The sequence below is a fragment of the Tsuneonella suprasediminis genome (assembly GCF_003605755.1).
GTDB classification, from domain to species: Bacteria; Pseudomonadota; Alphaproteobacteria; order Sphingomonadales; family Sphingomonadaceae; genus Tsuneonella; species Tsuneonella suprasediminis.
The window spans coordinates 283,004-308,591 of sequence record NZ_RAHJ01000018.1 but is presented as its reverse complement, the minus strand read 5'-3'; the positions used below and the strand labels follow the sequence as shown (position 1 = coordinate 308,591).

The 25,588-nt window shown below is 63.3% G+C and carries 24 protein-coding genes and 1 tRNA gene; 8 read left to right on the top strand and 17 right to left on the bottom strand.

Translation table 11 applies throughout. The features are described 5' to 3' along the window. Positions 1 to 7: 7 nt before the first annotated feature. Positions 8 to 922 (bottom strand): DMT family transporter, encoded by a 915-nt coding sequence (locus D6858_RS07465; RefSeq protein ID WP_120108681.1) that lies wholly within the window; start codon positions 920 to 922, stop codon positions 8 to 10. Between the two features lie 53 nt (positions 923 to 975). On the opposite strand from D6858_RS07465, the gene D6858_RS07460 reads away from it, so the two are divergent. Further along, complete coding sequence (locus tag D6858_RS07460; protein ID WP_120108679.1) at positions 976 to 2,082, top strand: alkene reductase; 1,107 nt, start codon at positions 976 to 978, stop codon at positions 2,080 to 2,082. 22 nt (positions 2,083 to 2,104) lie between these two features. Here D6858_RS07460 and D6858_RS07455 read toward each other — a convergent pair whose 3' ends face one another. Continuing rightward, positions 2,105 to 2,479, bottom strand: coding sequence for a hypothetical protein (locus D6858_RS07455; RefSeq protein WP_120108677.1), 375 nt, complete (start codon positions 2,477 to 2,479; stop codon positions 2,105 to 2,107). Then, a complete protein-coding gene (gene lipB / locus D6858_RS07450) occupies positions 2,476 to 3,147 on the bottom strand; it encodes a lipoyl(octanoyl) transferase LipB (protein ID WP_120108675.1) in 672 nt (223 codons plus the stop codon). Before lipB ends, D6858_RS07455 begins: the two co-directional genes overlap by 4 nt. A gap of 68 nt (positions 3,148 to 3,215) precedes the next feature. On the opposite strand from lipB, the gene D6858_RS07445 reads away from it, so the two are divergent. Continuing rightward, positions 3,216 to 4,043 carry a DUF7847 domain-containing protein gene (locus D6858_RS07445; protein ID WP_120108673.1) on the top strand — a complete coding sequence of 276 codons (828 nt, stop codon included), beginning with the start codon at positions 3,216 to 3,218 and terminating at the stop codon, positions 4,041 to 4,043. Between the two features lie 1,129 nt (positions 4,044 to 5,172). Here D6858_RS07445 and D6858_RS07440 read toward each other — a convergent pair. Beyond that, positions 5,173 to 5,790 carry a class I SAM-dependent methyltransferase gene (locus tag D6858_RS07440; RefSeq protein WP_411848720.1) on the bottom strand — a complete coding sequence of 206 codons (618 nt, stop codon included), beginning with the start codon at positions 5,788 to 5,790 and terminating at the stop codon, positions 5,173 to 5,175. 124 nt (positions 5,791 to 5,914) lie between these two features. Here D6858_RS07440 and D6858_RS07435 point away from each other — a divergent pair, with 124 nt between their 5' ends. Next, positions 5,915 to 7,315: an MFS transporter gene (locus D6858_RS07435; RefSeq protein WP_420823822.1), complete on the top strand. Its 1,401-nt coding sequence runs from the start codon at positions 5,915 to 5,917 to the stop codon at positions 7,313 to 7,315. A 75-nt stretch (positions 7,316 to 7,390) separates the two neighbouring features. Here the strand turns inward: D6858_RS07435 and arsC are convergent, their stop codons facing one another. From arsC to D6858_RS07420, 3 genes are all read right to left on the bottom strand, one after another. Beyond that, positions 7,391 to 7,735, bottom strand: coding sequence for an arsenate reductase (glutaredoxin) (gene arsC / locus D6858_RS07430; protein WP_120108667.1), 345 nt, complete (start codon positions 7,733 to 7,735; stop codon positions 7,391 to 7,393). 437 nt (positions 7,736 to 8,172) lie between these two features. Further along, entirely contained in the window at positions 8,173 to 8,715 is a 543-nt protein-coding gene (locus D6858_RS07425; RefSeq protein WP_120108665.1) for a (2Fe-2S)-binding protein, read from the bottom strand. Positions 8,716 to 8,755: 40 nt separating this feature from the next. Beyond that, positions 8,756 to 9,514 (bottom strand): class II aldolase/adducin family protein, encoded by a 759-nt coding sequence (locus D6858_RS07420; RefSeq protein WP_120108663.1) that lies wholly within the window; start codon positions 9,512 to 9,514, stop codon positions 8,756 to 8,758. A gap of 145 nt (positions 9,515 to 9,659) precedes the next feature. Between D6858_RS07420 and D6858_RS07415 the strand changes: the two genes are divergently transcribed. Then, entirely contained in the window at positions 9,660 to 10,997 is a 1,338-nt protein-coding gene (locus tag D6858_RS07415; RefSeq protein ID WP_120108661.1) for an MATE family efflux transporter, read from the top strand. 16 nt (positions 10,998 to 11,013) lie between these two features. Here the strand turns inward: D6858_RS07415 and D6858_RS07410 are convergent, their stop codons facing one another. The 4 genes from D6858_RS07410 to D6858_RS07395 are packed head-to-tail and all read right to left on the bottom strand — an operon-like array spanning position 11,014 to position 17,229. Continuing rightward, positions 11,014 to 11,991, bottom strand: a complete 978-nt coding sequence (locus tag D6858_RS07410) for a DUF2891 domain-containing protein (RefSeq protein ID WP_120108659.1) — start codon at positions 11,989 to 11,991, stop codon at positions 11,014 to 11,016. Between the two features lie 35 nt (positions 11,992 to 12,026). Next, complete coding sequence (locus D6858_RS07405) at positions 12,027 to 12,968, bottom strand: DUF979 domain-containing protein (RefSeq protein WP_120108657.1); 942 nt, start codon at positions 12,966 to 12,968, stop codon at positions 12,027 to 12,029. Further along, a complete protein-coding gene (locus D6858_RS07400) occupies positions 12,965 to 13,642 on the bottom strand; it encodes a DUF969 domain-containing protein (protein ID WP_120108655.1) in 678 nt (225 codons plus the stop codon). Before D6858_RS07400 ends, D6858_RS07405 begins: the two co-directional genes overlap by 4 nt. After that, complete coding sequence (locus D6858_RS07395) at positions 13,642 to 17,229, bottom strand: hydantoinase B/oxoprolinase family protein (RefSeq protein WP_120108653.1); 3,588 nt, start codon at positions 17,227 to 17,229, stop codon at positions 13,642 to 13,644. The genes D6858_RS07400 and D6858_RS07395 overlap by 1 nt, the downstream gene beginning before the upstream one ends. An 88-nt stretch (positions 17,230 to 17,317) precedes the next feature. Between D6858_RS07395 and D6858_RS07390 the strand changes: the two genes are divergently transcribed. The 3 genes from D6858_RS07390 to D6858_RS07380 all read left to right on the top strand — a co-directional run bounded on the left by D6858_RS07390 (position 17,318) and on the right by D6858_RS07380 (position 20,668). Beyond that, on the top strand, positions 17,318 to 18,808 hold the full coding sequence (locus tag D6858_RS07390) for a flavin-containing monooxygenase (RefSeq protein WP_120108651.1): 1,491 nt from the start codon (positions 17,318 to 17,320) through the stop codon (positions 18,806 to 18,808). 33 nt (positions 18,809 to 18,841) lie between these two features. Then, on the top strand, positions 18,842 to 19,606 hold the full coding sequence (locus D6858_RS07385; protein WP_120108649.1) for a competence/damage-inducible protein A: 765 nt from the start codon (positions 18,842 to 18,844) through the stop codon (positions 19,604 to 19,606). Between the two features lie 93 nt (positions 19,607 to 19,699). Beyond that, the gene (locus D6858_RS07380) at positions 19,700 to 20,668 is read left to right on the top strand and encodes a polysaccharide deacetylase family protein (RefSeq protein WP_120108647.1); all 969 of its coding nucleotides are present in this window, start codon (positions 19,700 to 19,702) and stop codon (positions 20,666 to 20,668) included. Between the two features lie 163 nt (positions 20,669 to 20,831). Here D6858_RS07380 and rplA read toward each other — a convergent pair whose 3' ends face one another. The 6 genes from rplA to D6858_RS07350 form a co-directional block, all read right to left on the bottom strand. Continuing rightward, positions 20,832 to 21,524, bottom strand: coding sequence for a 50S ribosomal protein L1 (rplA, locus tag D6858_RS07375; protein ID WP_102153798.1), 693 nt, complete (start codon positions 21,522 to 21,524; stop codon positions 20,832 to 20,834). Between the two features lie 4 nt (positions 21,525 to 21,528). Continuing rightward, the gene (gene rplK, locus D6858_RS07370; RefSeq protein ID WP_102153799.1) at positions 21,529 to 21,960 is read right to left on the bottom strand and encodes a 50S ribosomal protein L11; all 432 of its coding nucleotides are present in this window, start codon (positions 21,958 to 21,960) and stop codon (positions 21,529 to 21,531) included. A gap of 1,408 nt (positions 21,961 to 23,368) precedes the next feature. After that, positions 23,369 to 23,905: a transcription termination/antitermination protein NusG gene (gene nusG / locus D6858_RS07365; protein ID WP_120108645.1), complete on the bottom strand. Its 537-nt coding sequence runs from the start codon at positions 23,903 to 23,905 to the stop codon at positions 23,369 to 23,371. A gap of 23 nt (positions 23,906 to 23,928) precedes the next feature. Beyond that, positions 23,929 to 24,123: a preprotein translocase subunit SecE gene (gene secE, locus D6858_RS07360; protein WP_120108643.1), complete on the bottom strand. Its 195-nt coding sequence runs from the start codon at positions 24,121 to 24,123 to the stop codon at positions 23,929 to 23,931. 270 nt (positions 24,124 to 24,393) lie between these two features. Beyond that, positions 24,394 to 24,543 (bottom strand): hypothetical protein, encoded by a 150-nt coding sequence (locus D6858_RS15795; protein WP_157935727.1) that lies wholly within the window; start codon positions 24,541 to 24,543, stop codon positions 24,394 to 24,396. A 165-nt stretch (positions 24,544 to 24,708) separates the two neighbouring features. Next, a tRNA-Trp gene (locus D6858_RS07350) sits at positions 24,709 to 24,784 on the bottom strand. Positions 24,785 to 24,859: 75 nt separating this feature from the next. Between D6858_RS07350 and aat the strand changes: the two genes are divergently transcribed. Beyond that, the gene (aat, locus tag D6858_RS07345) at positions 24,860 to 25,558 is read left to right on the top strand and encodes a leucyl/phenylalanyl-tRNA--protein transferase (RefSeq protein WP_120108639.1); all 699 of its coding nucleotides are present in this window, start codon (positions 24,860 to 24,862) and stop codon (positions 25,556 to 25,558) included. The last annotated feature ends 30 nt before the right edge of the window (positions 25,559 to 25,588 follow it).

Below are 25,588 nucleotides of genomic sequence, written 5' to 3'. Positions count from 1 at the left end.
CCTCCCGCTATACCCGCACACGCGGCGCGGCAGGGGCCTGTGTGCGAGCCAGCACCAGCGCGGCGGCCACCAGCACCATCCCGGCGATATCGGGCGCGCCCAGCGTTTCGCCAAATGCAAGCCAGCCTACTGCCGCAGCAATCGCGGGCTGTGTCAGCAAAGCCATACCGATAATCAGCGGTGAAAAATTTCTGAGCGAATAGACCAGAAGCCCCTGCCCCACGATCTGGCTGGATATGGCCAGCGTCACCACCGGGGTCCACCCTGCGGGACCGGGCAAGACCGGTTCGCCCAACGCCAGCGCCACGATCAGCAACAGCGGCGTGGCGGCAAGGCTGACCAGCAGGAGCACGCTCCACTGCCCCATCGTCGCCCGCGCGCGCTGCGCCGGGATCAGGTAGAAGGCATAACACAGCCCGGCGAACAGACAGAACAGATCGCCGGTCAGCGTCTTGGCCGAAATTTCCAGACTGCGCCCCATCAGGATCGCAGCCCCGCCGATGGCCGCCGCCAGCGCCAGCCCTTCGCGGGTGTTGGGCAAGCGGCGCAAGGCGACAATGCCCCACACCATCAGGATGATGCTGCCCGCATTGCCGAACAGCGTGGCATTGCCCAGCCGGGTGCGCTCGATCCCGGTGTGCCAGCTCGCCAGATCGAGCGCGAAGAACGTGCCCGCAGCCAGCACGAGAGCCACCATCCGGCCATTCACTTTGCCCGGCAGGCGGGTGCGCCACGCCAGCACGGCCAGCACCGGCAAGGGCAGCAGCATACGCCAGAACCCGGCGGCAACCGGGCCGGTATCGCTCAGCCGCACCAGCCAGGGGCCAAGCGCCAGCACGATATTACCACCGATCAGCGCCACGAAGTGTCGCACGTCGGGGTGAAAGGCATTCTTGTCTGCGCTGCTGCTTGTCGAGTTCATGAGTCGCCCCTAGCTCCGTTGCAGAACGAAACCAGCAAAAAGGATGGCCATCGATGCACGATGCCCTGTTTACGCCGATCAAGGTAGGCGCAATCGAAGCGAAGAACCGCATTTTCATGGCCCCGCTCACCCGCGGGCGGGCGACAGTTCCGGGCTTTGTGCCGAACGAAATGATGGTGGAATATTACCGCCAGCGCGCCGGTGCAGGGCTGATTATCAGCGAAGCCACCGGCATCAGCCGCGAAGGTCTGGGCTGGCCCTCTGCCCCCGGTATCTGGAGCGCGGAACAGGTCGAAGGGTGGAAACCCGTGACTCAGGCGGTGCACGATGCAGGTGGCAAAATCATTTTGCAGATGTGGCACATGGGGCGTCTGGTTCACCCCGATTTCCTCGACGGCAATCCGCCGGTCAGCGCCAGCGCGACCACCGGGCCCGATCATGCCCACACCCCCACGGGGCGCAAACCATACGAACAGGCCCGCGAACTGAGCGTGGCCGACATTGCCCGCGTGGTGGAAGATTACCGCAAGGCTGCCGCCAATGCGAAGGAAGCCGGGTTCGATGGCGTGCAGCTGCACGGCGCAAATGGCTATCTGGTCGATCAGTTCCTGCGCGATTCATCGAATTTGCGGACCGATGAATATGGTGGCCCGGCGGAAAACCGTGTGCGGTTCCTGCGCGAAGTGCTCGAAGCGCTGATCGATGTGTGGGGCGCGGATCGGGTCAGCGTACGGCTGTCGCCCAATGGCGAAACGCAGGGGGTCGACGATAGCCATCCCGCTACCACTTTCGCTGCTGCTGCACAGGTTTGTCAGGATCTGAACCTGTCGTTCGTCGAACTGCGCCAGCCGGGGCCGGATGGCACCTTCGGCCGGACCGACGTGCCCAAACAGGATGGCATGATTCGCAAGATCTACACCGGCCCACTGGTGCTCAACAGCGATTACACCGCGGCAGAGGCTGAGGCGGATGTGGTCAGTGGCCGTTGCGAAGCGATCAGCTTTGGCCGCCCGTTCATCTCCAATCCCGATCTCCCGGCGCGCATCGCTGCCGGTGCGGAATGGGCACCGAACAAAGGTGTTCCGCAAACCTGGTATATGCCGGGTGCGGAAGGTTACATCGACTATCCGACGATGGAAGAAGAAGCCGCTACTTCCTGAAGGGAACGGTGCAAGCGGGCGATCAGTCTTCTCTGGTCGCCCGATCGCCCAGCGAAATGCCCGGCTCCGGCGCGGCAGCGGCAGCGGCAGCGGCAGCGGCAGAAGGACTGGCCGATGGAGCGGCGGCGGGCGCATCAGCCGCATCGCCGTCTGCCTCTGCCGTTGCGGCGCTATCCCCGTCTGGCTTGGTGCCGCCCTTGTCAGACGGACTGTCTTTCATCGGCGGCGATTGCGATTTCACCGAATCGAGCGGCAGCATTTCATCGCTGATCGTGCCGGGCAGAACTTCGCCCGCCGCCGTCTGACGTTCCGCCGATGCACCCGCGCTGTCTTTATCGCCGCAAGCGGCGAGGAGCGCGAGGAATGGCAGAGCAAGAAGTGCAGGCTTGAACGTCATCGTGTTTCCGTATCGCAAGTGCCGAGCCGGGCGAGAAAACCATCGGCTTCGGCCAGCAATGCCTCATCGAAGGCACCTGGCGCAAGCACGATGCCCAGTCGTTCCATACTGGTCACCCCGAATTCGTCGATCCCGCACGGTACGATCCCGGTGAAATGGGTGAGATCGGGCGACAGGTTGACTGAGAACCCATGCATCGTGACCCAGCGCCGCACCCGCACCCCGATCGCGCCGATCTTCGCTTCGCGCCCGTCGATATCGCGGGTCCAGATCCCCACCCGGCCATCGGCAGGCCACGCCTCCACCCCCAATCGGGCGAGCGCGGCGATAACCCATTGTTCCAGCCCGTGGACGAAACAGCGCACGTCTTTCCCGCGCCGATTGAGATCGAGCAGCACATAGCCGATCCGCTGACCCGGCCCGTGATAGGTATAGCGCCCGCCCCGCCCGGCCTCGACCACATCGAATCGCGGATCGAGCAGTTCGTCGCGCGTGGCGCTGGTTCCGGCGGTGTAAACCGGGGGATGTTCCAGCAACCAGATCAGTTCACGCGCCTGCCCGGCCGCAATCGCCCGGTTGCGCGCTTCCATCTCCTCCAGCGCTTCGCGATAGGGGACCGGCGCGCCGGATACGCGCAATTCGATCTCTGGCGGAAGATAATCCATCATCGGTGATTGCGTGGCGATGCCCGCAGCGGTTATCAAGAGGCAAGACGCGAAACAGGGGAATACCGCAAATGAAATTCGACATGAGCAAAGCATGGGAAGACGCGACCCGGCTGATTTCGGCCAATCGCGATGTCATGCTGGTGGTCGCGGGCGTGTTTTTCTTCCTGCCATATTTCGCATTTGCCCTGCTGATGGGCAATCGCATGGTCGAAGTGGAAGCGAGCATGGCCAGCAATGCCGACCCCGAAGCGGCGATGCAGGCGATGACTGCGTTGTATGGTTCGATCTGGTGGGTGATGGTGCTGGTCACCATCGTTCAGGGAATCGGCATGCTGGGCCTGCTGGCTCTGCTGACCGACCGCCGCCGCCCCACTGTGGGTGAAGCGCTGGCCATCGGGGCGAAGCTGTTCGTGCCCTATCTGATCGCGCAACTGCTGGTCGGGTTCGCGATGGGCCTGCTGATGATCGTGCCGATTGCCATCGGGGCCGCCGGTTCGGTTGCCGCTGCTGTCATTGTCGGGCTCGCGCTGGTGGTGCTGGCGGTTTACGTATTCGTGAAATTCGTGATGGTCGCCCCGGTGATCGCCATCGAACGGGTATCCAACCCGATTGCCGCGCTGCGCCGTTCGTGGCGCCTGACCAAGGGCAACAGCCTGCGTATCTTCCTGTTCCTGATGCTGCTGGTGCTGGCCATCGCAGTGGTCGGTTCGGTGATCGGGCTGGTCGTGGGCCTGATCCTCGCGATTGGCGGCCCCGAAGTCGCGACCATCGGGCAGGCGATCGTTTCCGGCCTGATGAACAGCGTGTGGGTCACTCTGCTGCTGGCCGTGCTGGCCGCGATCCATCGCCAGCTGACCGGCGGATCGCCCGAAGCGGTCAGCGAAACCTTCGACTGATCGGCAACCACGCATAACACGCCTTTTGTGATTGAGGGGCGGGCTGAGTGACGATGTGGGCGGAGGAAGTCGATTAGCCCCCGCGCGCCTTCGTCATTGCGAGGAGCCGCAGGCGACGTGGCAATCCATTGACCACACCTCTCCCCCGCCACAACCGACGTGGCGGGCCGCACCCTCAGTTCATGGATTGCTTCACTGCATTCGCAATGACGAGTGGTGCCGGTGAATGCCGGGACAGGCGCGGAGGCGAGGCAAAGCGGAACGGCCCCACCCCCCACCAACGTCGCCCCGGACTTGATCCGGGGCCCTGCTATTCTTCCAGCGCGGCACCAGTGGAAGCTGGACTCCGGATCAAGTCCGGGGTGACGATGTAATGGCGGAAACCGATTGGCCGGCGGCCATGCCCCACCCTCGCCTTTATCGCAACCGCTGCGATGGACGGAAACGTTGGGTGGAAGCTTGTCACACGAAGGCGCGAAGGCACGGAGTGGGTTTGGTTTAGGAGCAGGGGCCGTACTGCCGATGGCTGATCGATACTGTCGCGCGTCCCCCCCTCGTCATTGCGAGGAGCCGCAGGCGACGTGGCAATCCATTGACCGCACCCCCACCGCGCCACAACCGACGTGGCGGGCCGCACCCTCGGTCCATGGATTGCTTCACTGCGTTCGCAATGACGAGTGGCAGTGCGGGTGCGGGGTAGTCTGGCCCCTCGCTCAAAGGGCCACGGTGACGCGGCAGGCACGAAGGCGATATAAAGCGGAACGGCCCCACTCCCCACCAACGTCGCCCCGGACTTGATCCGGGGCCCCGCTATTCTTCCAGCGCGGCACCAGTGGAAGCTGGACCCCGGATCAAGTCCGGGGTGACGATGTAATGGCGGAAACCGATTGGCCGGCGGCCATGCCCCACCCTCGCCTTTATCGCAACCGCTGCGATGGACGGAAACGTTGGGTGGAAGCTTGTCACACGAAGGCGCGAAGGCACGGAGTGGGTTTGGTTCGGGAGCAGGGGCCGCGTACTGCCGATGGCTGATCGAGACTGTCACGCGCCCCACCCCCACGCCATTGCGGGGAACCTTCAGGCGACGTGGCAATCCATTGACCGCACTGCGCCGCAATCGCGACTGGCGTTAGTCTTTCCAGCCCCAGAACAACTGGCACGGCAGCACGTTGAGCGGTTCGAACCCGCTGTCGATGTGTTTGAAGTGTTTGGCCATAAAATCACGCGCCGCCGCGGAAAACTGATAGACCAGGAACGCGCCGCCGGGGCGGATCACGCGATAAGTGGCGGCGGCAATCGCCGGACCGACGCCATCGGGCAGAGTCGAGAACGGCAGGCCCGACAGGACATAATCCGCCTGATCGAACCCGTGCGCCTTCACGATATCTTCGACATCTTCGGCAGAGCCGAGCACAGCGCGAAACCGGCTGTCCGAAATCGTGCGGTTGAGATAATCGATGTACAGCGGGTTGGTATCGATTACGATCAGCGTGCCGTCGCGCCGCAGGCGTTCCAGCACAGGCAGGCAGAACGTGCCCACACCCGGCCCATATTCGACGAACAGCTTGCATTCGTCCCATTTCACCGGGGCCAGCATCTTGGCGATCGTGAACCGCGAAGACGGGATGATCGAACCAACCATACGCGGATGTTCGACGAAGCCGCGAAAGAATACCCCCCACTGGCCAAGATAGCGACTCAGCTTGCGGCCGAGGCCTTCTTCACGGCGCAGCGCCAACTCGTTCACTTCGTTCAAGGTTTATTGTGTCCCGTATCTGCGACCCTGCAAACGACGGGCCGATCGGATAGGTTCGCACTTGCAAATTCGCGCGCGCATTGCAAGCGCTGCCAACCACGGGTAGCCGGGTGATATGCGCGAAGACGCCCCATTACCCCCACCTGCGCCCGCGCCTGCGCCCCCACCTGCGCCCTCGCCGCCGCCGCCCCCGATAGCCCGGCACATTCCGCCTGCGCGGATGGCATTGCTGTTCATGGTGATGCTGGTGACGGCAGCGGGCAACACCGCGATGCAATCGGTGATGCCATCGATCGGCACCGAACTGGGCGTGGCCGATGTGTGGATCAGCCTGGCCTATACCTGGTCGGCATTGCTGTGGGTGATCTGCGCCCCGATGTGGGCCCGCCGGTCGGACCATCGCGGGCGCAAGGCGATGATGGCCATCGGCCTGATCGGCTTTATCGCCAGCTTTGCCCTGTGCGGCATAGTCCTGTGGTTCGGGCTGGCCGGCGCTTTGCCTGCATTGTGGACTCTGCTGCTGTTTGCGGCGGCGCGCAGCCTTTATGGCGGGTTCGGCTCTGCCGCGCCGCCGGCGGTGCAGGCCTATGTCGCCAGCCGCACACCGCGCGCCGAACGGACACAGGCGATGGCGGTGATCGCTTCCAGTTTCGGACTGGGCACAGTGATCGGGCCTGCACTGGCGCCGTTGCTGGTGTTCCCGATGACAGGGCTGGTCGGCCCGTTTCTGGTATTCGCCATCATCGGCATCGTCGTGCTGATCGCCTTGCGCCTGCGCCTGCCCGACGACGCGCCGAGTTATGCCGCGCGCGGATCGATCACCGCCGCGCCGTTCAGCGCCAGTGCCAATCCCGGCCTCGGCAAAGACACGTCGGATGACGAAGACAGCAACGATACCACCCCGATCCCGCATCTGCGGTGGGGCGATGTGCGCCTGCGCCCCTGGCTGGTGTCGGGCCTGCTGGGCGGGCACGCGCAGGCGATGACGCTGGGGATCATCGGCTTTTTCATTCTCGACCGGCTGCATCTGCGGGCCGATCCCGATGCAGGCGCCAGTTCGATCGGCATCGTGCTGATGTGCGGCGCAGGGGCGACTTTGCTGGCCCAATGGGGGCTGATCCCGATGCTGCGGCTCGGCCCGCGCGCATCGACGATGTGGGGCATGGCACTGGCGACGGTGGGGGTGATCATCTTCGCCGCGGCGGACACTTTGCAGCCGATCACGCTGGGCTTCTCCATCGCCTCGCTCGGGTATGGGCTTTACCGGCCCGGCTTCACGGCCGGGGCATCGCTGGCGGTCACCCGGCGCGAACAGGGGCAGATTGGCGGCGTGGTCGCGTCGGTCAACGGCGCGGCCTATGTCATTGCCCCGGCCATCGGCGTGTGGCTGTACGGCCATCACCAATGGCTGGGCTTCGCATCCATCTGCGCGCTGTGCCTGAGCGTGTTCGTGGTCGGCTGGCGCTGGCTGGAGCCGGACGCGATTCTGGAAGCCCGCCACGAAGAGGCGGACTGACGCGCCACTCTCTCCCCCGGCCTGCCCCCCCACTCTGCATCACGGCGACAGAGCGAGGGAGGCCGCCAGGCGCGGTTACAAAATCTCTTCGATCTTTTCAGGCGGGCGGCACAGGCGCACGCCCTTGTCCGTTTCCACCAGCGGGCGTTCGATCAGCCTGGGATCGGCCACCATCGCATCGAGCACGGTATCGTCATCCCTTTCTGTCAGGCCGCGCTCTTTCGCGTCGGTGCCCGTGGTCCGCAGGCCGTCGCGCGCGGCCATCCCGGCATCGCGATAGAGCTGCGCCAGCTTTTCCCGCGTGGGCGGATTTTTGAGGTACTGGATAACCTCCACCTCCACCCCGTCACGCGCCTGCAGGGTTTCCAGCGCGAGGCGCGACTTGCTGCAATTGGGATTGTGCCAGATCGTGGCTTTCATGCGCAGTTCTCCTTCTCCGCCGCCCTAGCGAAGCGCCATTTTTACGCAAAGGCGATAATGAGTATTGCTATTGCGATTTAATCGCAATAATAAGGGCCACACTACCTGCTTGCCTGTATTCGGGTGCGTGTGGAAATTTGACGCTGCCACGCGATACTCCGTCCCGCAGGCACCCCGCGATGGTGCCGTTCCTCGTCCCGGTGCGGTATCATCGCGGGTATTGCCGCCATAGCGCACAAGGGTGCCTGTCGGCCCGCCGCGTGCGAAACAGATGAAACGGCAAACGAACGATGGCAGGCACGGCATCCATAAATGTCCCCTATCCCGGCAAGGCCGCTGTAGGAAAGCGTTCATTTCGCGTCCACCGCAGCCCCAGATCCGCGACCGGCGGCCCGCAACCGGCGATCCGCCCTGCCCGGCCCGGCGCTATCGGCAGATCAGTCTTTCGGCGCAGCCATCGCGGGCACCGCCTTGCCCGCATCCTGCGCGCTGATGCCCGGTGCCGGGGCCGCGCTGATGGTTTCTTCACGGCGGGCGACGCGCCCTGCCCGCTGGATCGCCCGCACCAGCCGGGGATAGACCCCGCAGCGGCACAAGTTGGGCAATGCCGCGCGAATATCCTCTTCGGTCGGGTTGGCGTTCGCTTTCAATAGGGCCGCCGCCGCCATCACAATGCCGGGGGTGCAAAACCCGCACTGAATCGCCTGTTCGGCCACCAGCGCTTGCTGCACCGGATGCGACCGGTCGCGCGCCAGCCCCTCTATCGTGGTGATATAGCGGCCTTCCGCCTCGGCAATGGTGATCAGGCAGCTTCGCAGCGCCTCCCCGTCGACGATCACGGTGCAGGCATGGCAATCGCCCACCCCGCACCCGTATTTGGTGCCGGTGAGGTTGGCCGCTTCGCGCAGGGCGTGGAGCAGCGGGGTCTTGGGATCGAGATCGAAGCGCACCGGGCGCCCGTTGACAGTCATGCCAGGCATGGCGCCCCCTCTATCCGTTCAGAACCCCGCGATGCCAGCCTTATTCGCGCCAGCTCGGGTCGATCCGGTCGATCTTGCGCTTCCACGCGGCGAAATCGGCCGCGCCCGGCCCGCCGGGCAAACTGACCTGCCCCAGATCGCGCTGGTGCACATCGATCACATCCTGCGGTACAGTGACCGGTTCGCCCTGCGCCAGTGTCGCCACCTGAATTTCGCAAGCCCGCTGCAATGCCCATGCCTGCACGAACATCTCGGGCAATGTCCGCCCCAGCACCACCGGCCCGTGATTGCGCAGCATCAGCACACGTTTCTGGCCAAGGTTGGCCAGCAGCCGCTCTCCTTCCTCCTCGCGCACGGTGACGCCTTCGAAATCGTGATAGCCGATCTGGCCCTGAAAATTGCAGGCATAGAAACTGATCGGCAGCAGGCCGCCCTTGTGGCTCGATACCGCCATCGCCTCGGTCGTGTGGGTGTGGCAGATCGCGTGCGCCCAATCGAGATGGCGGTGGAAATAGGCGTGCTGGGTGAAACCCGCCTTGTTGACCGGGTAATTGCCCGACAGCACGTTGCCGTCGATATCGATCTTCACCAGATTGCTGGCGGTCACTTCATCGTAAAGCAGCCCGAACGGGTTGATAAGAAACGCGTTGTCTTCCCCCGGCACTTTCACGCTGATGTGGTTGTAAATCGATTCCGACCAGCCGAGCAGATCGAAAATGCGATAACATGCGGCCAGATCCTGCCGCGCTTCCCATTCGGCGTCGCTGCATTCCATGCGGGGTTTCAACTGAGTGGCCACGGCGTTTCTCTCCTCGTGCGTGCATTGTGCATTCGTTCTGCATTCGTTGTGCAGGTATTCGGTTTTCGCTCGATACTTATCCTACCACAGGTAACAGACACAAGCGGCTTGGCCCGGCGGCGGCCACACGCTATCGCGCCTGACAATGAGCAAGGCGGCCAGACTGACACGTGGGAGCATTCGGGGCCACCTGGTAACACAGACCGTACCGATGATTATCGGATCGGCGGCGATGATGTCGGTCGGCCTGATCGATGCCTATTTCATCGGCCATCTCGGCAGCGCCGAACTGGCGGCGGTATCGTTTATCTTCCCGATCACGATCGCGCTCGCCAGCCTGGGCGTCGGGGTGATGGTGGGGATCAATTCGGTCGTCTCGCGCGCCATCGGCGCAGGCGACATGATTCTGGCCGCCGAACGCGCCCATGCCGGGGCCGCCTTCGCACTGGTACTGGGCGCGGCGATGGGGCTGGCGCTCTATTTCCTGCTCGATCCGCTGTTTTCGCTGATGCAGGCATCCGATGCACTGATGCCGCTGATCCGCCAGTACATGGTGCCCTATGCGATGGGGGTGCCGCTGCTGTTGTTCCAGATGGGCCTCAACGGCGTGTTGCGGGCACAGGGCGAAGCGAACAGAGCATCGATTATCGCCATCGGTTATTCGGTCGCCAACTGGGCGCTCGACCCGCTGCTCATCAATGGCGGGTTCGGCATACCTGCGATGGGGGTCGCCGGGGCAGCATGGGCGACTGTGCTGGGCTGGGTGATCGGCATCGTGCTGGCGCTGTGGCTGATCCGCAGCACGGCACTGCCCATCGGGTTCAGGCTGCTGCGCGATGCCCCGCTGGGCGCCTCGATCCGCGAAATCATGAAAGTGGCTGCGCCTGCTTCGTTTTCGAATGCGATCAATCCTATCGGCCTTTCTATCCTGACTGCGCTGCTCGCTACTCAGGGCGATGCCGCGGTCGCCGGGTATGGTGCGGCGGGCAGGTTGCAGAGCTTCGCCACGGTGCCGCTGCTGGCGCTGTCCGCCTCCATCGGCGCTATCGTCGGCCAGAACTGGGGTGCCAACCGGCCCGACCGCGCGCGGCTGGCGATGCTGGAAGCGGGGGTGTTCTGCATCGGTTATGGCCTGTTGCTCGCCGTGGTATTGTTCGCGGCGGGCCAGTGGTTCGCGCAGATATTCACCAGCGATCCGGCGGTGATCCACGAATTCGACAGCTATCTGCGGATCGCGGCATGGGGCTACGCCGGGTTCGGATTGCTGATCGTCGCCAATGGCGCGCTCAATGCCGTGGGCAAGGCGACTTATTCATTGGCGCAGAGCGCGGCGCGGGTGTTCCTCGTCATGCTGCCGGTGGCCTGGGTCTTGCGGCCGGCATGGGGCCCGGCAGCGATCTACACCGCCGAACTCGCCGCCAACATACTGGGCGGCGCGCTGGCGGCGGTGGTGGTGTGGCGCATGTTGCGCCAGCGGGGATAGCTGCGCTTCGCCGCGGTCAGCTTTCCAGCGCCAGCAGGGCAAAGCTGGCGAGCCAGTGGCTGCCCATGTAATCTTCCCCGATATGCGGCAGGCTGGCGGCGATATGCGCCGCCGCCACCGGCTCGAACCGCTCTGCCTCTCCCAACGCGAAGCCGATCTGTCGCCAGCACCACGCCCGGCTGAGGTTCAGCCCGTCGAGATGCGCGATCTTGCCATCGGTCCGGTCAGAGACATGCACCGGCTCGAACAGCATCGCCGGTTCGCCCCGCTGGGCATCGGGCAGAAACGCCGCGAACCATTGCGCGAACTCCGCCCGCTCCATCACCCGGCTCATCAGCAACGCCGCGGTCAGCGCGGGCGACAGGAATTCGTCGCCCCCCGGTTCCCAACCGCGATAATCTTGCCGGTCGGCAAACCAGTCTCGTGCCCGCTGCCGGATCAGTGCCGCCAGATCAGGATCGCGGGTCTCTGCCCACTCCAATGCCAGCACCAAAGCGAAGGCAGTGTTGAAATGGGTGCCGACAGTGATCGAATACGTCAGTTTGGGCAGGTAATCAGTGAGATTGGAGGCAAATCGACGTGAAAGCGGCGATAGCGCATCGCCCCAACCCGCCGAATGGCGGTCCGCCTCGGCCTGCAGCGCGAGCATCCAGCCCCAGCCATAGGGCCGCTCGAACCCGCTGGCATAGGGGCGGTCGAGCCGGGCAATCTCGCCAGCTACCTTGCCGGGCACGAACATCGCATCGGCCAGCACACGGATATCGGCCACCTCTGGAATGTCGGGATAAAGACGCGCAATTCTAAGCACTTGCCAATATCCGTGGACGCAGGAATGCCAATCGAAACTGCCGTGAAAGATCGGATGGATCTCCGCCGGGGGCAGGACATCTTCTGGCCCCGACATCACCAGATCGAGCTTGTACGGCCACCGCTGCGTGAGATGGCTCAGCGTCATCCGGGCGAATTCGCGGGCCTGCGATTGATCGATTTTCATCCGCACTTTAGGAGGTGAAGGGGGTGGTGAAGTCATCACAAAAACGAGACCAGATAGAGCAGGACGATATTCGCCAGCAGCAAGGGGACCGCGGTGGGAATCTGCGCTTTTATCACGGCATTCTGGTCCTTTAGCTCCAGCAAAGCGGCGGGCACGAGATTGAAATTGGCCGCCATCGGCGTCATCAGCGTTCCGCAGAACCCCGCCAGCATGCCAATCGCCGCCACTTTGATCGGATCGCCCGACCAGATTCCCACCAGCACCGGCATCCCGACCCCGGCGAACATCACCGGGAATGCAGCGAAGGCATTGCCCATCACCATCGTAAAGCCCGCCATTCCAAGGGCATAGACCGCCACCGCGCCCAGCCTGCTGCCATCGGGAATGATCCCTTGCGCGATCCCGCCAACGACTTCACCTACTCCGGCCAGCGCGAAAACCGCCCCCAGACTCGCGAGCATTTGCGGCAGCACCGCAGCCCAGCCGACCGAATCCATCAACCGGACTCCTTCCGCCAGCGGAGTCAGCGGTCGCGGCCTGAACCACGCGTAACATGCTGCCAACGCAAGCAAAACGCCCAGTGTCAGACCGACGAGCGTGACCTGTTTGCTATCGAAAACAGCTGGAAAATATTTGAACGCCAAAGTGCCCGCCAGCGCCACCGCCGGGATAATCAGCGCGGGCAAAAACACCCGATTACCCCGCGCCTTAGCTTCCGCCTCACGCTCGGTATCGGTGGTGGTTGCCTGCGTACCGCGCCCCATCAGCTTGAATCCGGCGACTGCCACCAGTCCCAGAACCAGCACGCCATTGCCGATATCGCCCAGCAGATCGCCTGCCCAGAAGCTGGTCGCCAGCAAGCCATAAAACGCGGCGTTGCCCCACCGTTTGGAATTGCCCCGGTCGCTCGCGCTCAGCAATGCGAAGGCAAGAAATGCAGCGCCGCCAACGGTATAGACGAAGTTGAGCCCAATCATGCCCGCACCTCGGCAACGGCGGCGCTTTCGCGTTTCAGCTTGCGGTCGAACCGCCACAGGCGCGATCCGTGGATCAGAGTGGCACAAATCGCAGTGGGAATAGCCCATATCGCCAGATGCAGCGGCTCAACCTCTATCCCGAACCCTTCCAGTACCCCTTTCATTAGCAGGATCGAACCGATGGCGATGAAGATATCTTCCCCGAAAAACAGACCGACATTGTCGGTCGCAGCGGCCAGTGCAGGCACCCGGTCACTATCCGGGTCCGCACCCTGCCGCTCGGCAGCGGCCTGCGCCATTGGAGCGACCAGCGGGCGGACAGTCTGTGCCGGCCCGGCAATCGACGTCAGGCCCAGCGCAGCGGTGGCCTGCCGAAACAGCATGTATCCGATCAGCAATCGCCCGACTGTCGCGCCTTTCAAGGCGGAAACCGCCGTGCGGGCCCGTTGCTGCAATCCGTGGCGTTCGAGTATGCCAATCACCGGCAACACGAGATAGACCACGCTGACATAGCGCGCATCGTTGAACGCCTTGCCGAATGCAGCCAGCACATCGACCGGATTGAGCCCTGCGGCCAGACCAGTGACCAGCGCTGACAGCGCCACCACCAGCAAAGTGTTCAGCCGCAAGGCAAACCCGGCGACGATCACAGCAATACCCAGCAAAACCCACATCAGCGCGCACTCCCCCAACCGCCGCCACCGGGCGTTTCAATTACAAACACGTCCCCCGCCGCCATCTCTGCCGACGCGGTGGAGGAGAGTGTTTCGACTGCCCCATCGGCCCGCTCGATGCGATTTGCCCCCAGCGCACCATCATCGCCGCCTTCCAGCCCGGCAGGCGCCACTATACGGCGATTGGCGAGGATATTGACATGCATCGGTTCGCGGAATGCAATCCGCCGCACCGCGCCATTCCCACCGCGCCATTCACCCGCACCGCCCGACCCTGAGCGAACGGCGAACTGTTCCACCAGAACAGGAAGGCGCGCTTCCAGCACTTCGGGGTCGGTCAGGCGCGAATTCGTCATATGCGTTTGCACCACATCGGCCCCGGCAAAGCCCGGTCCGGCACCCGATCCCCCGGCAATCGTTTCATAATACTGGCGACGGTCATCGCCGAACGTGAAGTTGTTCATTGTCCCCTGACTGCCCGCCTGCGCACGCAATGCGCCCAGCAGGGCATCGGTAATCACCTGACTGGTTTCGACATTCCCGGCAACCACGGCCGCCGGATATTCCGGGCTGAGCATCGAGCCATCGGGGATGGCAATCGTGATCGGGCGCAGGAACCCGTCGTTCAGCGGGATCGCACTGTCGAACAAGGTACGGATGGCATAGAGGCATGCGGCGCGCACGACAGGGCGCGGCGCGTTGAAGTTATCCGTCAACTGATCGCTGGTGCCGGAAAAATCGATTGTGGCCGTGCGCGCCTGCCGGTCCACCGAGACGGCAACTTCCACCACCGCACCGTTGTCCATCGCCACCCGGTGATGCCCGTCGGCCAGATCGCCTAGCAGATCGCGCACTGCATTTTCGGCAAAGGCGAGCAGATGTTCCATATAGGCGCTGACGATATCCGCCCCATAGTCCGCCACAAGCCCCAGCAGCCCTGCGGCACCGCGACGGCAAGCAGCCACTTGCGCGGACAGGTCGGCGATATTCTGATCGATATTGCGCGCCGGATGATCGCCTGCCGCCAGCAAGGCGCGCATCTCGCTCTCGCATAGCTGTCCTTCGCCCACCAGCAGAACATCGTCGAGCACGATTCCTTCCTGTTCGATCGAGGTGCTGCCCGAAGGCATCGAACCTGGCGCGATACCGCCAATATCGGAATGATGCCCGCGCGCCGCGACGAAGAAGCGCGGCACGCGTTCGCCTGCGACGAAGACCGGTGCGATCACAGTGATATCGGGCAAGTGGGTGCCGCCGGCATAGGGCGCGTTGAGCGCATAGGCATCGCCCGGCTGCATCGAACCACCGCGATTGGCGATCACTGTCCGCACGCTGTCCCCCATCGATCCGAGGTGGACCGGGATATGCGGCGCATTGGCGATCAGGTTGCCCGACGCGTCGAACACCGCGCAACTGAAGTCGAGCCGCTCGCGAATATTGACCGAGCTGGCCGAATGCTGCAGCGCCGCGCCCATTTCCTCGGCCAGCCCCATGAACAGGCCGCCGAAGATTTCGAGCCGCACCGGGTCTGCTTCTGTGCCCACCGCCTCGGTGTGTGCAGCAGCATCGCGGGTCAACACCAGCGATCCGCAGTCCGCCAGTCGCGCAGACCAGCCCGGTTCCACCGACAGCGTAGCCACCGGATCGATCACCAGCGCAGGGCCGGTCACCTGCTGACCGGGCGCCAGGTCTTCGCGGCGATACACCGGTGCAGAATGCAATGCGCCAGCCATATAGCAATCCGTCATGGCGGCAGGTTCGGCATCTGCCGTTCCGTGCGCGAATTGCAGCGGATCGCCGTGTTCGGTCGGCGCAACCGCTTCGATCCGCAGGGTTTCGAGCACAAGCGGCGCGCTCGTATCGTATCCAAACCGCGCCCGATGGGCCGCCCCGAAGGCATCGCGCATAGCCGCCATATCGCCCAGCGGAACGGCAATAGCGCTATCGCCCGCGGCGAGCCGGATATGCGCTTCGCCCCGAATTTCGATCCGGCGGGCGACGATGCCCTGCCGCTCCAGTTCGACACGCGCTTCGGCTGACAAACGGGCGGTGGCTTCCTCCAGCGCATCGCTACAGTCGTCCAGCGGCACCGCCAATGTCGCTTCGCGCACAGCGCGCCGGTCTGCCAGACCCATGCCATAGGCAGACAATACGCCCGACAGCGGATGCATCAGCACGGTACCGATCCCCAGCGCATCGGCCACCAGGCAAGCATGTTGCCCACCCGCGCCGCCAAAACAGTTCAGCGCGAACCGTGCGACATCGTGCCCGCGCGCTACAGAGATCGAACGAATTGCCCCGGCCATGCTGGCAACTGCGACAGCGATGAAGCCTGCGGCGGCCTCTTCCCTGCTCATCCGTCGACCGGTGGCGGCCTCCACCTGATCGAGCACCGCGTCCATCCGCGCTTCGGCGGCGGCATGGTCGAGCGGCTCGTCGGCCTTGTCCCCGAACACCGCCGGGAAGAATGCAGGCTGCAACTTGCCCAGCAGAAGGTTGCAGTCGGTCACGGTCAGTTGTCCGCCTTGCCGATAACAGGCCGGCCCCGGCTGCGCACCGGCGCTTTCCGGGCCGGCAAGGAAACGTGCCCCATCGAACCGGCACACCGATCCGCCGCCAGCGGCAACAGTATGAATCCGCAGCATCGGCGCACGCACCCGCACCCCGGCCACGCGATTTTCATTGTCGCGCTCATACTCCCCGGCGAACAGCGAGACATCGGTCGAAGTGCCCCCCATGTCGAACCCGATAACACGGTCGAACCCGGCGGCTTTGGCGGTCTGCGCCATACCGACAATCCCGCCCGCCGGGCCGGAAAGGATAGCATCCTTGCCGCGCAACGCACTGGCCGCTGTCAGCCCGCCATTCGATTGCATGAACAAGGGATCATGACCTGCCCCCAGCGCGGTGGTCAACCGATCAACATAGGCGCGCAGAACCGGGGAGAGATAGGCATCGACCGCAGTCGTGTCGGCGCGCCCGATCAGCTTGGCCAGCGCAGATACCCGGTGGCTGACCGCGATTTCAGTGAAGCCCGCCTCGGCCGCCAGTTCAGCCAGCGCCTGCTCGTGCGCGGTGTAACGATACCCGTGCATCAGCGCGATCGCCACGGCCCGGAGGCCCCGTGCACGCGCTGCTTTCAGCCCGGCAAGTGCAGCCGCCCGGTCAAGCGGCTGCAGCACTTTCCCATCGGCGGTGACGCGCTCGTCGATCTCCAGCACTTCGGCGGGCAATGGTTCGGGCTTGTCGATCCGGCGCGCGAAGATGTCGGGCCGCTCCTGCGTCCCTATTGCCAACGCATCCCCGAACCCCTGGGTAATCGCCAGCAATACCGGCTCACCCTTGCGTTCGAGCAAGGCGTTGGTCGCAATTGTCGTACCGATGCGGATATCGGCAGGCGGCAGCGGCCCTTCGCGTACCCCGGTCAGCCGCCGCATCGCCTCGATAGCGGCATCGGTATAATGTGCAGGGTCTTCGGACAGCAGCTTGGCAGTGTGAACCGCGCCATCGACATCGCGCGCGACGACATCGGTGAATGTCCCCCCGCGATCGATCCAGAACTGCCAGCGAGCGGAGGAATCGGTCATTCCCCACGCTATGGAGCAATACGCCGTGCAGATTCAATTGCACGATGCAACCAATCGAGTTACCTTCCCCGTGATAGGGAGAGATACAATGGCCAAAACGGCTTGCGACCACGATGTATTGATCGTCGGCGCCGGGATTTCCGGCATCGGCATGGCGGCTCATCTGGAAATGATGTGCCCGGGGCGGGACTACGCCATTCTGGAGGCGCGCGAGAACCTTGGCGGGACATGGGATCTGTTCCGCTATCCCGGCATCCGCTCTGACAGCGACATGCACACCCTCGGCTTCGTGTTCGAACCGTGGAGGCATGAGAAGTCGATTGCCGATGGCCCGTCGATCCTCGAATACCTGAACCGCATCGTGGACGAACGCGGCATCCGGCAGAAGATATCGCTGGGCACCAAGGTCGTTTCCGCCAACTGGCATTCGGATCGGGCCTGCTGGGAACTGGTCGTCGACAAAGGCGGATCGCGCCAGACAATCACCGCCAACTGGCTCTATCTCGGCACGGGATACTACGATTACGACGACCCCTATGATGCGGGCTTCGATTTCTCCGCATTTCAGGGACAGGTGGTCCACCCGCAGTTCTGGCCGGACGATCTCGATTACACCGGCAAGAACGTGGTCGTGGTCGGCTCGGGTGCGACAGCGGTTACTCTCGTTCCCTCGATGGCGGACAAGGCAGCCAGCGTGACGATGCTGCAGCGGACGCCGACGTGGATGTTCTCCCGCCCGGCGAAGGATGCGCTGGCCAATTTCCTCCGCAGGATTCTGCCAGAGGAAACCGCCTACAAGATCACCCGCTGGAAGAACGTGTTCATGCAGGACAAGAGCTTCAAGACGGCGCGCAACAAGCCGGAGAAGGTCAAACAGTTCCTGCATAAGAAGATTCAGAAGGCGCTGGGCGATCACTACGATCCCGCGTCGTTCACCCCGCCCTACGACCCGTGGGATCAGCGACTCTGTCTGGTGCCCGACAACGATCTGTTCGAAGCGATGAAGCGCGGCAAGGCGCAAGTCGTCACTGCCCATATCGACAGCTTCGATGCCACCGGTGTGAAGCTGAAAGACGGACGGCATCTGCCCGCCGATATCATCGTGACGGCGACCGGCTTGCGACTGGCGGTTGCTGGCAAAATCACCGTCAGTCAGGATGGTACGCCGGTCGATTTCGCGCAGCGGTTCTATTACAAGGGATGCATGTTCTCCAACCTGCCGAATCTGGCGGTTGTGTTCGGGTATCTCAACGCAAGCTGGACTCTGCGGGCCGATATCAACTCCGAATATGTCTGCAAGGTACTCAATCACATGGACGCCGTCGGCGCCAATGTCGCGATGCCTTATCTGGCAGACGATCACGGGCTGGAGGAAGAAGATCTGTTCGATTTTTCCAGCGGCTATATCCAGCGCGGCAAACACCTGATGCCCAAAAGTGCAACCACTTTGCCCTGGCGGCTTAATCAGGATTACCGCGTCGACAAGAAGGCACTGGCCGAAGCGCCCATCGACGACGGCATCATGCGCTTCGATCATGTCGATCAACGCACGCAACAGCAGCTGGAGGCAGCAGAGTAGGCAAGCGGGAGAATTTGGGTTAGCGCATCGGGCATGACCGCAGCCGAACGCATCTGGACCGCCGGACTTGTTATCATCGGGGATGAAATCCTGTCGGGCCGCACGCACGACAAGAACATCGCCCAGGTCGCCACCTGGCTGCAGGTGCAAGGCATCCGCCTGTCGGAAGTGCGCGTGGTACCCGATATCGAAGAACGGATCGTGGAAGCGGTCAACGCCTTGCGCGCTGCCAACGACTACCTGTTCACCACCGGCGGCATCGGCCCCACGCACGACGACATCACCGTCGATGCCATTGCCCGTGCGCTGGGTGTGCCGGTGGTCATCCACCCGGAAGCGCGGGCCATGCTCGAACGGTATTATGCCAGCAAGGGCACCGAACTGACCGATGCGCGCCTGCGTATGGCGCGTGTGCCGCAAGGGGCGGAACTGATTCCCAACCGCATGTCGGGTGCGCCGGGTATTCGCATCGGCAATCTGTTCATGATGGCCGGTGTGCCGCACATTACCGCCGGAATGCTCGATGCGTTGACCGGTACACTGGAAGGCGGCGCGCCATTGCTGACCGAAACGGTCGGCTGCTGGGTCGCGGAAAGCGAAGTGGCCGACCTGCTTCGCGAGGTGGAGAAGGCGCACGATAACGCGCAGATCGGCAGTTACCCGTTCTTCCGCGAAGGGCGCACCGGCGCCAATTTCGTGATCCGTTCGACCGACGCGGACACCCTCAGAAGCTGTATCGACAGCCTGTGCGACGGGCTGGCCACCGCAGGGCACGATTTCACCCCTGGCGGCATCTGAAGGTGTTGCAAACCCTCGGTTAACCACTGTACGCTACCCTCTGGCACCAGAGCTCTTGGGGGGAACAAACGGGGCGGCACGCCTTCTTGCGTTATGACTGTGGTCTATCTCACTATCGATACCGAGTATTCCTCGGCACTGGCAGCAGAACCTGACGCTGTATCGCGAGAGGAGAACTTCCGCCGCATGATCGCAGGCGACGTTGCCGGGGGCGAAGCGGGCATTGCCTATCAGATGGATGTGCTCGAACGGCATGGCCACCGGGGCGCGTTCTTCGTCGACCCGATGCCCGCGCTGATATGGGGCGTGCAGGCGATTGCCGATGTGGTTGGCCCGATCGTCGATCGCGGGCACGATGTTCAGCTCCACTGCCACCCCGAATGGCTGGATATCGCCGGTGATGCCAACCCACTGGGCAATCGCACGGGCCGCAATATGCGCGATTTCACGCTTGCGGATCAGGTGGAAATCCTGACCTATGCCCGCGATACGCTGATCGCCGCCGGGGCGCCTGCGCCAGTCGCTTTTCGTGCAGGCAACTATGGTGCCAACGACGATACGTTGCGGGCGCTGGCCCGGATCGGCATCGCTTACGATACCAGCCATTGTCCCGGCATCGCTGTCTCCGATTGCCGCATTGCTCTGGGGCCGGAACATCGGCGCCCTCTCCGCCATTGCGGCGTGATCGAGGTTCCCATCGGTTGCATCGAAGCGGTCAACGGCGATTTGCGCCATGGCCAGCTGACCGCGCTTTCCCTGCGCGAGATGACTGCCGCGATCCGCCACGCGCGCGACCATGATATAGCCAGCCTCACCCTGGTGTCGCACAGCTTCGAACTGCTTTGCCGCGACCGTTTGCGGGTCAACCGCATCCTCTGCCGCCGGTTCGACCGGTTGTGTCAGGCCATCGAAACCATGCGCGGCGTATCTGTGGCCACTTACACTTCGCACCCTCCGCAGATCAGCAAGCGGACAGCGCCAGCCCCGGTCTTGCCGCACGACAGCGTTCGCACGACATTGCGGATTGCCGAACAGGCGCTGTCGAACGCGCTTTACAGCTAGGCAACATCGCGGCGCTTTCCTCCCATTTCGGGGAAATAGCCGCCACCAGCATAGCCCCGACAAAGCGAAGGGCCGACAGGTTTGCACCCATCGGCCCCTTGCATGTTCGTTGCGTGTAGGAAACCCACCACCCACTCTCGAAGAGCGGGTGGCGGCGCCAGTCTTACGCGCCTTCGACTTCCGACAGGTCGACCTTCAGGCCCGGCCCCATTGTCGAGGTCAGCGAGATCTTCTTGACGTACTTGCCCTTGGCGCCCGACGGCTTCGCCTTGACGATCGCATCGGTCAGCGCCTTGAAGTTCGCCTTGATGTCTTCGTCCTTGAACGACAGCTTGCCGATACCCGAGTGGATGATGCCCATCTTTTCCACGCGGAATTCGACCTGGCCGCCCTTGGCGTCCTTAACGGCCTGTTCGACGTTGGGGGTGACGGTGCCGAGCTTCGGGTTCGGCATCAGGCCCTTGGGGCCGAGCACCTTACCAAGACGGCCGACAACGCCCATCATGTCGGGCGTGGCGATCACGCGGTCGTAGTCGAGGTTGCCGGCCTGCATGTCTTCCATCAGGTCTTCGGCACCGACCTTGTCGGCCCCGGCAGCGAGCGCCTTTTCAGCGTTGTCGCCCTTGGCGAACACAGCGACGCGCACGTCCTTGCCGGTGCCCGAAGGCAGCGAAACCATGCCGCGAACCATCTGGTCGGCGTGGCGCGGATCGACGCCAAGGTTCATCGCAACTTCGACGGTTTCGTCGAACTTGCTCTTGTGGGTACGCAGAGTCGCGATTGCTTCGTCGACGGTGTACAGCTTTTCGCTGTCGAGTTCCGCCAGCGTCTTCTGCTTCTTGGTCAGCTTGGCCATGTGATCAGCCCTCCACCACGTCGAGGCCCATCGAACGCGCGGAGCCTTCGATGATGCGGGTTGCCATTTCGATGTCGTTCGCGTTCAGGTCCTTCATCTTCTGCTCGGCGATTTCAGCCAGAGCGGAACGCTTGATGGTCCCGGCAGACACCTTGCCCGGTTCTTTCGAACCCGACTTGAGCTTGGCCGCTTTCTTGATGAGGAAGCTGGCCGGCGGGCTCTTGGTGGTGAACGTGAAGCTGCGGTCGGCATAGACGGTGATCGTCGTCGGGATCGGCATGCCTTTTTCGAGGCTGTCGGTCGCGGCGTTGAACGCCTTGCAGAATTCCATGATGTTGACGCCGCGCTGACCCAGCGCAGGGCCGATCGGGGGCGACGGGTTGGCGGTGCCGGCAGGCACCTGCAGCTTGATATAGCCGTCGATCTTCTTGGCCACGGATGGCCTCCTTTCTCACTGTTGCCGCCTGCCGCAGCAGGTGGCGCATGGTTAGCGGTCAAGCGGAGCGCCGCGGCGATCCTCCCGCATGGATTTCCCGATGCTGAAAGCTGGGAAGGCGCGCACATAGCGTGGGGGCCGTGAAATGCAAGTGATTCGCCATCTGCACACTCGCGCACCTTCAGCTTTCAGCCCGCGAAGCTGAACGAGTGTTACACATGTTACACTGTCCTGAAGAAGAAAAACCGCACCTTACGCGCGGCGGCACGGGCCACCCGCACGAACCGCAGCAGGCAGCGTAAAGGCGACAGGCGAAGCGAAAGGAACGGGGCCGGGTCATGCCGGTCACGGTGGCGCAATTGGTGCGTGTAGGAAAGCGGCGGGGGCAATCCATCGTACAACGCTCGCCTCCATTGCAACCGTTGTAATGGGAGGGGGCGTCGGGCGGAAGCTTGTCACACGAAGACACGGAGCGGGTTTGGTTCGGAGGGAAGGAGTCACACTGCCGATGGCTGGCCAATATATTGTGCGCTCCCCCTCGTCATTGCGAGGAGCCGCAGGCGACGTGGCAATCCATTGCCCACCCTGCCCCAGCCACAACCGCCGCGATGGGCGGAACCGTCAGCCCATGGATTGCTTCACTGCGTTCGCAATGACGAAATAGAAAGGTGGGCGCTGGAGCACACTTCATGAACGCGCTTACACCCCCCTCGTCATTGCGAGGAGCCGTAGGCGACGTGGCAATCCACGGGTCACGCCTCGCCCTGACCACAACCGTTACGATGGCCGGAACCGTCGCACCATGGATTGCGTCACTGCGTTCGCAATGACGAACCGAGAGGTTGGCACCGGACGCTGGGCCCCGGCTCAAGGCCGGAGTGACGACAGCGAGAGAATGCGCCTGTGCGATCCCAACAAAGCCCCCTCGTCATTGCGAGGAGCCGTAGGCGACGCGGCAATCCAGGGACCGCACTTCGCCTCTATCGCAACCGTTGCGATAGGAGGGGGCGTCGGGCGGAAGCTTGTCACACGAAGACGCGCAGACACGGAGTGGGTTTGGCTCGCGGGTAGGGCCACATGACCAATGCTATCATGTGTCCCCCTCTCGTCATTGCGAGGAGCGAAGCGACGTGGCAATCCAGGGACAGCCCTTTGCCCCCGCCACAACCGCCGTGATGGGCAGAACCGTCAGGCTGCGGATTGCTTCACTCCGTTCGCAATGACGAAATAAAGAGGTAAGCGCGGGAAGCTGAGCCCCCCGCTCAAGGCCGGGGTGACGACCGCGAGAGGGTACGTCTGTATGATCCCGAAAAGGAGATATCCGCACACCGGGCTCGCCCGGAGACGCCAGTTACAAGAAAACCACGCCCGGCAAGGCGCGTCGATCGCGCCCGCCGGACAACCGGAGTTACTTGACCAGCTCGACCTGTTCGAATTCCAGCTCGACCGGAGTCGCGCGGCCGAAGATCGAGACCGAAACCTTGACCTTCTGTTTGTCGAAATCGAGTTCTTCCACCACGCCGTTGAAGCTGGCGAACGGACCGTCGAGCACTTTGACCTGATCGCCGATTTCGTAATCGACGCTGACGTGCTGCTTCGGCGCGGCCTTGGCTTCTTCCATGCCACCGAAATAGCGGGCCGCTTCGCGTTCCGAAATCGGCTGCGGCTTGTTGCCCGAACCGAGGAAGCCCGTGACCTTGGGCGTGTTCTTCACAAGGTGATAAACGTCGTCGGTCATCGTCAGCTTGGCAAGGACGTAGCCGGGCATGAACTTGCGTTCGACCTGCACCTTCTTGCCGCGCTTGACCTCGGTCACGGTTTCGGTCGGCACTTCAACCGCTTCCACCGCTTCGGCCAGTCCCAGCCGTTCGGCTTCCGCGATGATCGCGTCGCGCACCTTGTTTTCGAAACCCGAATAAGCGTGGATGATGTACCAGCGAGCCATTGTCGTCCTGCTTGTAAGTGAACTCAGGCGAGCGTCAGCAGCCAGCGCATGATTGCGCCGAACACCGTGTCGATGCCGAGAAAGAACAGCGAAAGCACGACCATCAGAATCGCCACGAAGATCGCAGTCCGCACCGTTTCTTCACGGGTGGGCCATACGACCTTGCGCATTTCGGCCTGCACTTGCCGCATGAATTCACCGGGGCTGGTTTTGGCCATGATCGTCAGCTCTCGCCTTCGTAATTGATACGTCGCTTTCCCCAATGGGGCCGTAGCCGCCCCGGTTCAAGTGCCGGGAGGGCTTATATTGCTCCAGATGTCGGAAAGCGAAGTGGCGTGTAGGCGGCGCTGGCGACAAAAGCAAGCGGGTGGCGAGACGCGCAGTCATGCGCCGATTATGCTCGCCCTCCCGCTTTGTACCGACGGGCATTATACTGGCGGGACTGTCAGGGGCGCCCCTGCCTCACGGCAGCGGAGCGCCTCTGTGCGTCAGCGCAGTCCGAACAGGCGCGCCAGCAGCCCTGGCTCTTCCATCGGGCGGATCGGCCCATGTTTGCGAAGACGCAGCGACGCATCGCTATACGGTCGCGGGGAGACCCAGCTATCGGGTCGGCTCGAACGGAATGACAAACTCGACATCGAATCCTCCTTTCGCCTCAGTTCAACGCTGTAAACGAACGGTTCGACGCAGTAGTTCCCGAAAAGGGGCGATTCGATGGGAATTTGGGAGAGGAAACAACGCGCGCAATCGCGCCATCGTGCCGCCATTGAGCGAAGCGATATGTACGGATTGTCGGGATACGCTGGCAGGGGTGACAGGATTCGAACCCGTGGCCCTCGGTTTTGGAGACCGATGCTCTACCAGCTGAGCTACACCCCTGCAGCGGATGGGCGCTTTAGGTGCAAATGCGCGGCATCGCAAGCGGGGAAACCAATGCTATAGGGTGAAGCGACCATGCACGCCCCCGTCCCACCCCCGATTCCCACCGACATGCTGTTGCTGGCATACCGCAACGGCATCTTCCCCATGTCCGATTCGCGCGACGATCCGGAGGTGTTCTGGGTCGAACCCAAAGTGCGGGCGGTGATCCCGCTCGATGGATTCGCGATGTCGCGTTCGTTGCGGAAAGTTGTGCGGCAGGGCCGGTTCACCGTCACCTGCAACACCGCGTTCGCTCAGGTGATCGATGAATGCGCCGCACCGCGCGCCGATCACCCGGAAAGCTGGATCAGCGCGCGAATCGCCGCCAGTTACCGCGCACTCCACACAGAGGGACACGCGCATTCGATCGAATGCTGGCGCGATGGGGCGCTGGTTGGCGGATTATACGGCGTGGGATTCAACGGCGTGTTCTGTGGGGAGAGCATGTTCAGCCGCGCCGACAACGCATCGAAAGTGGCGCTGGCCTGGCTGGTCGCGCTGTTGCGGCGCGGCGGGGCGGCACTGCTCGATTGCCAGTTCATGACCGATCACCTCGCCTCGCTCGGCGCGGTTGAGATCACACAGGCGCGTTATTGCGAATTGCTGGCCGTGGCCGGGGCGCTCGATGCGGCATCGTTACCCGAATCGTTTGCCGTGCTGGTGGCAGAGGCCGAGGGTTTGGGCGTTTCGCCCGACCAGCTCATCGCGCAATCTTCCACCCAGACATCGTAAACCGGATCCTGCACGACGTTCAGGCTGGGC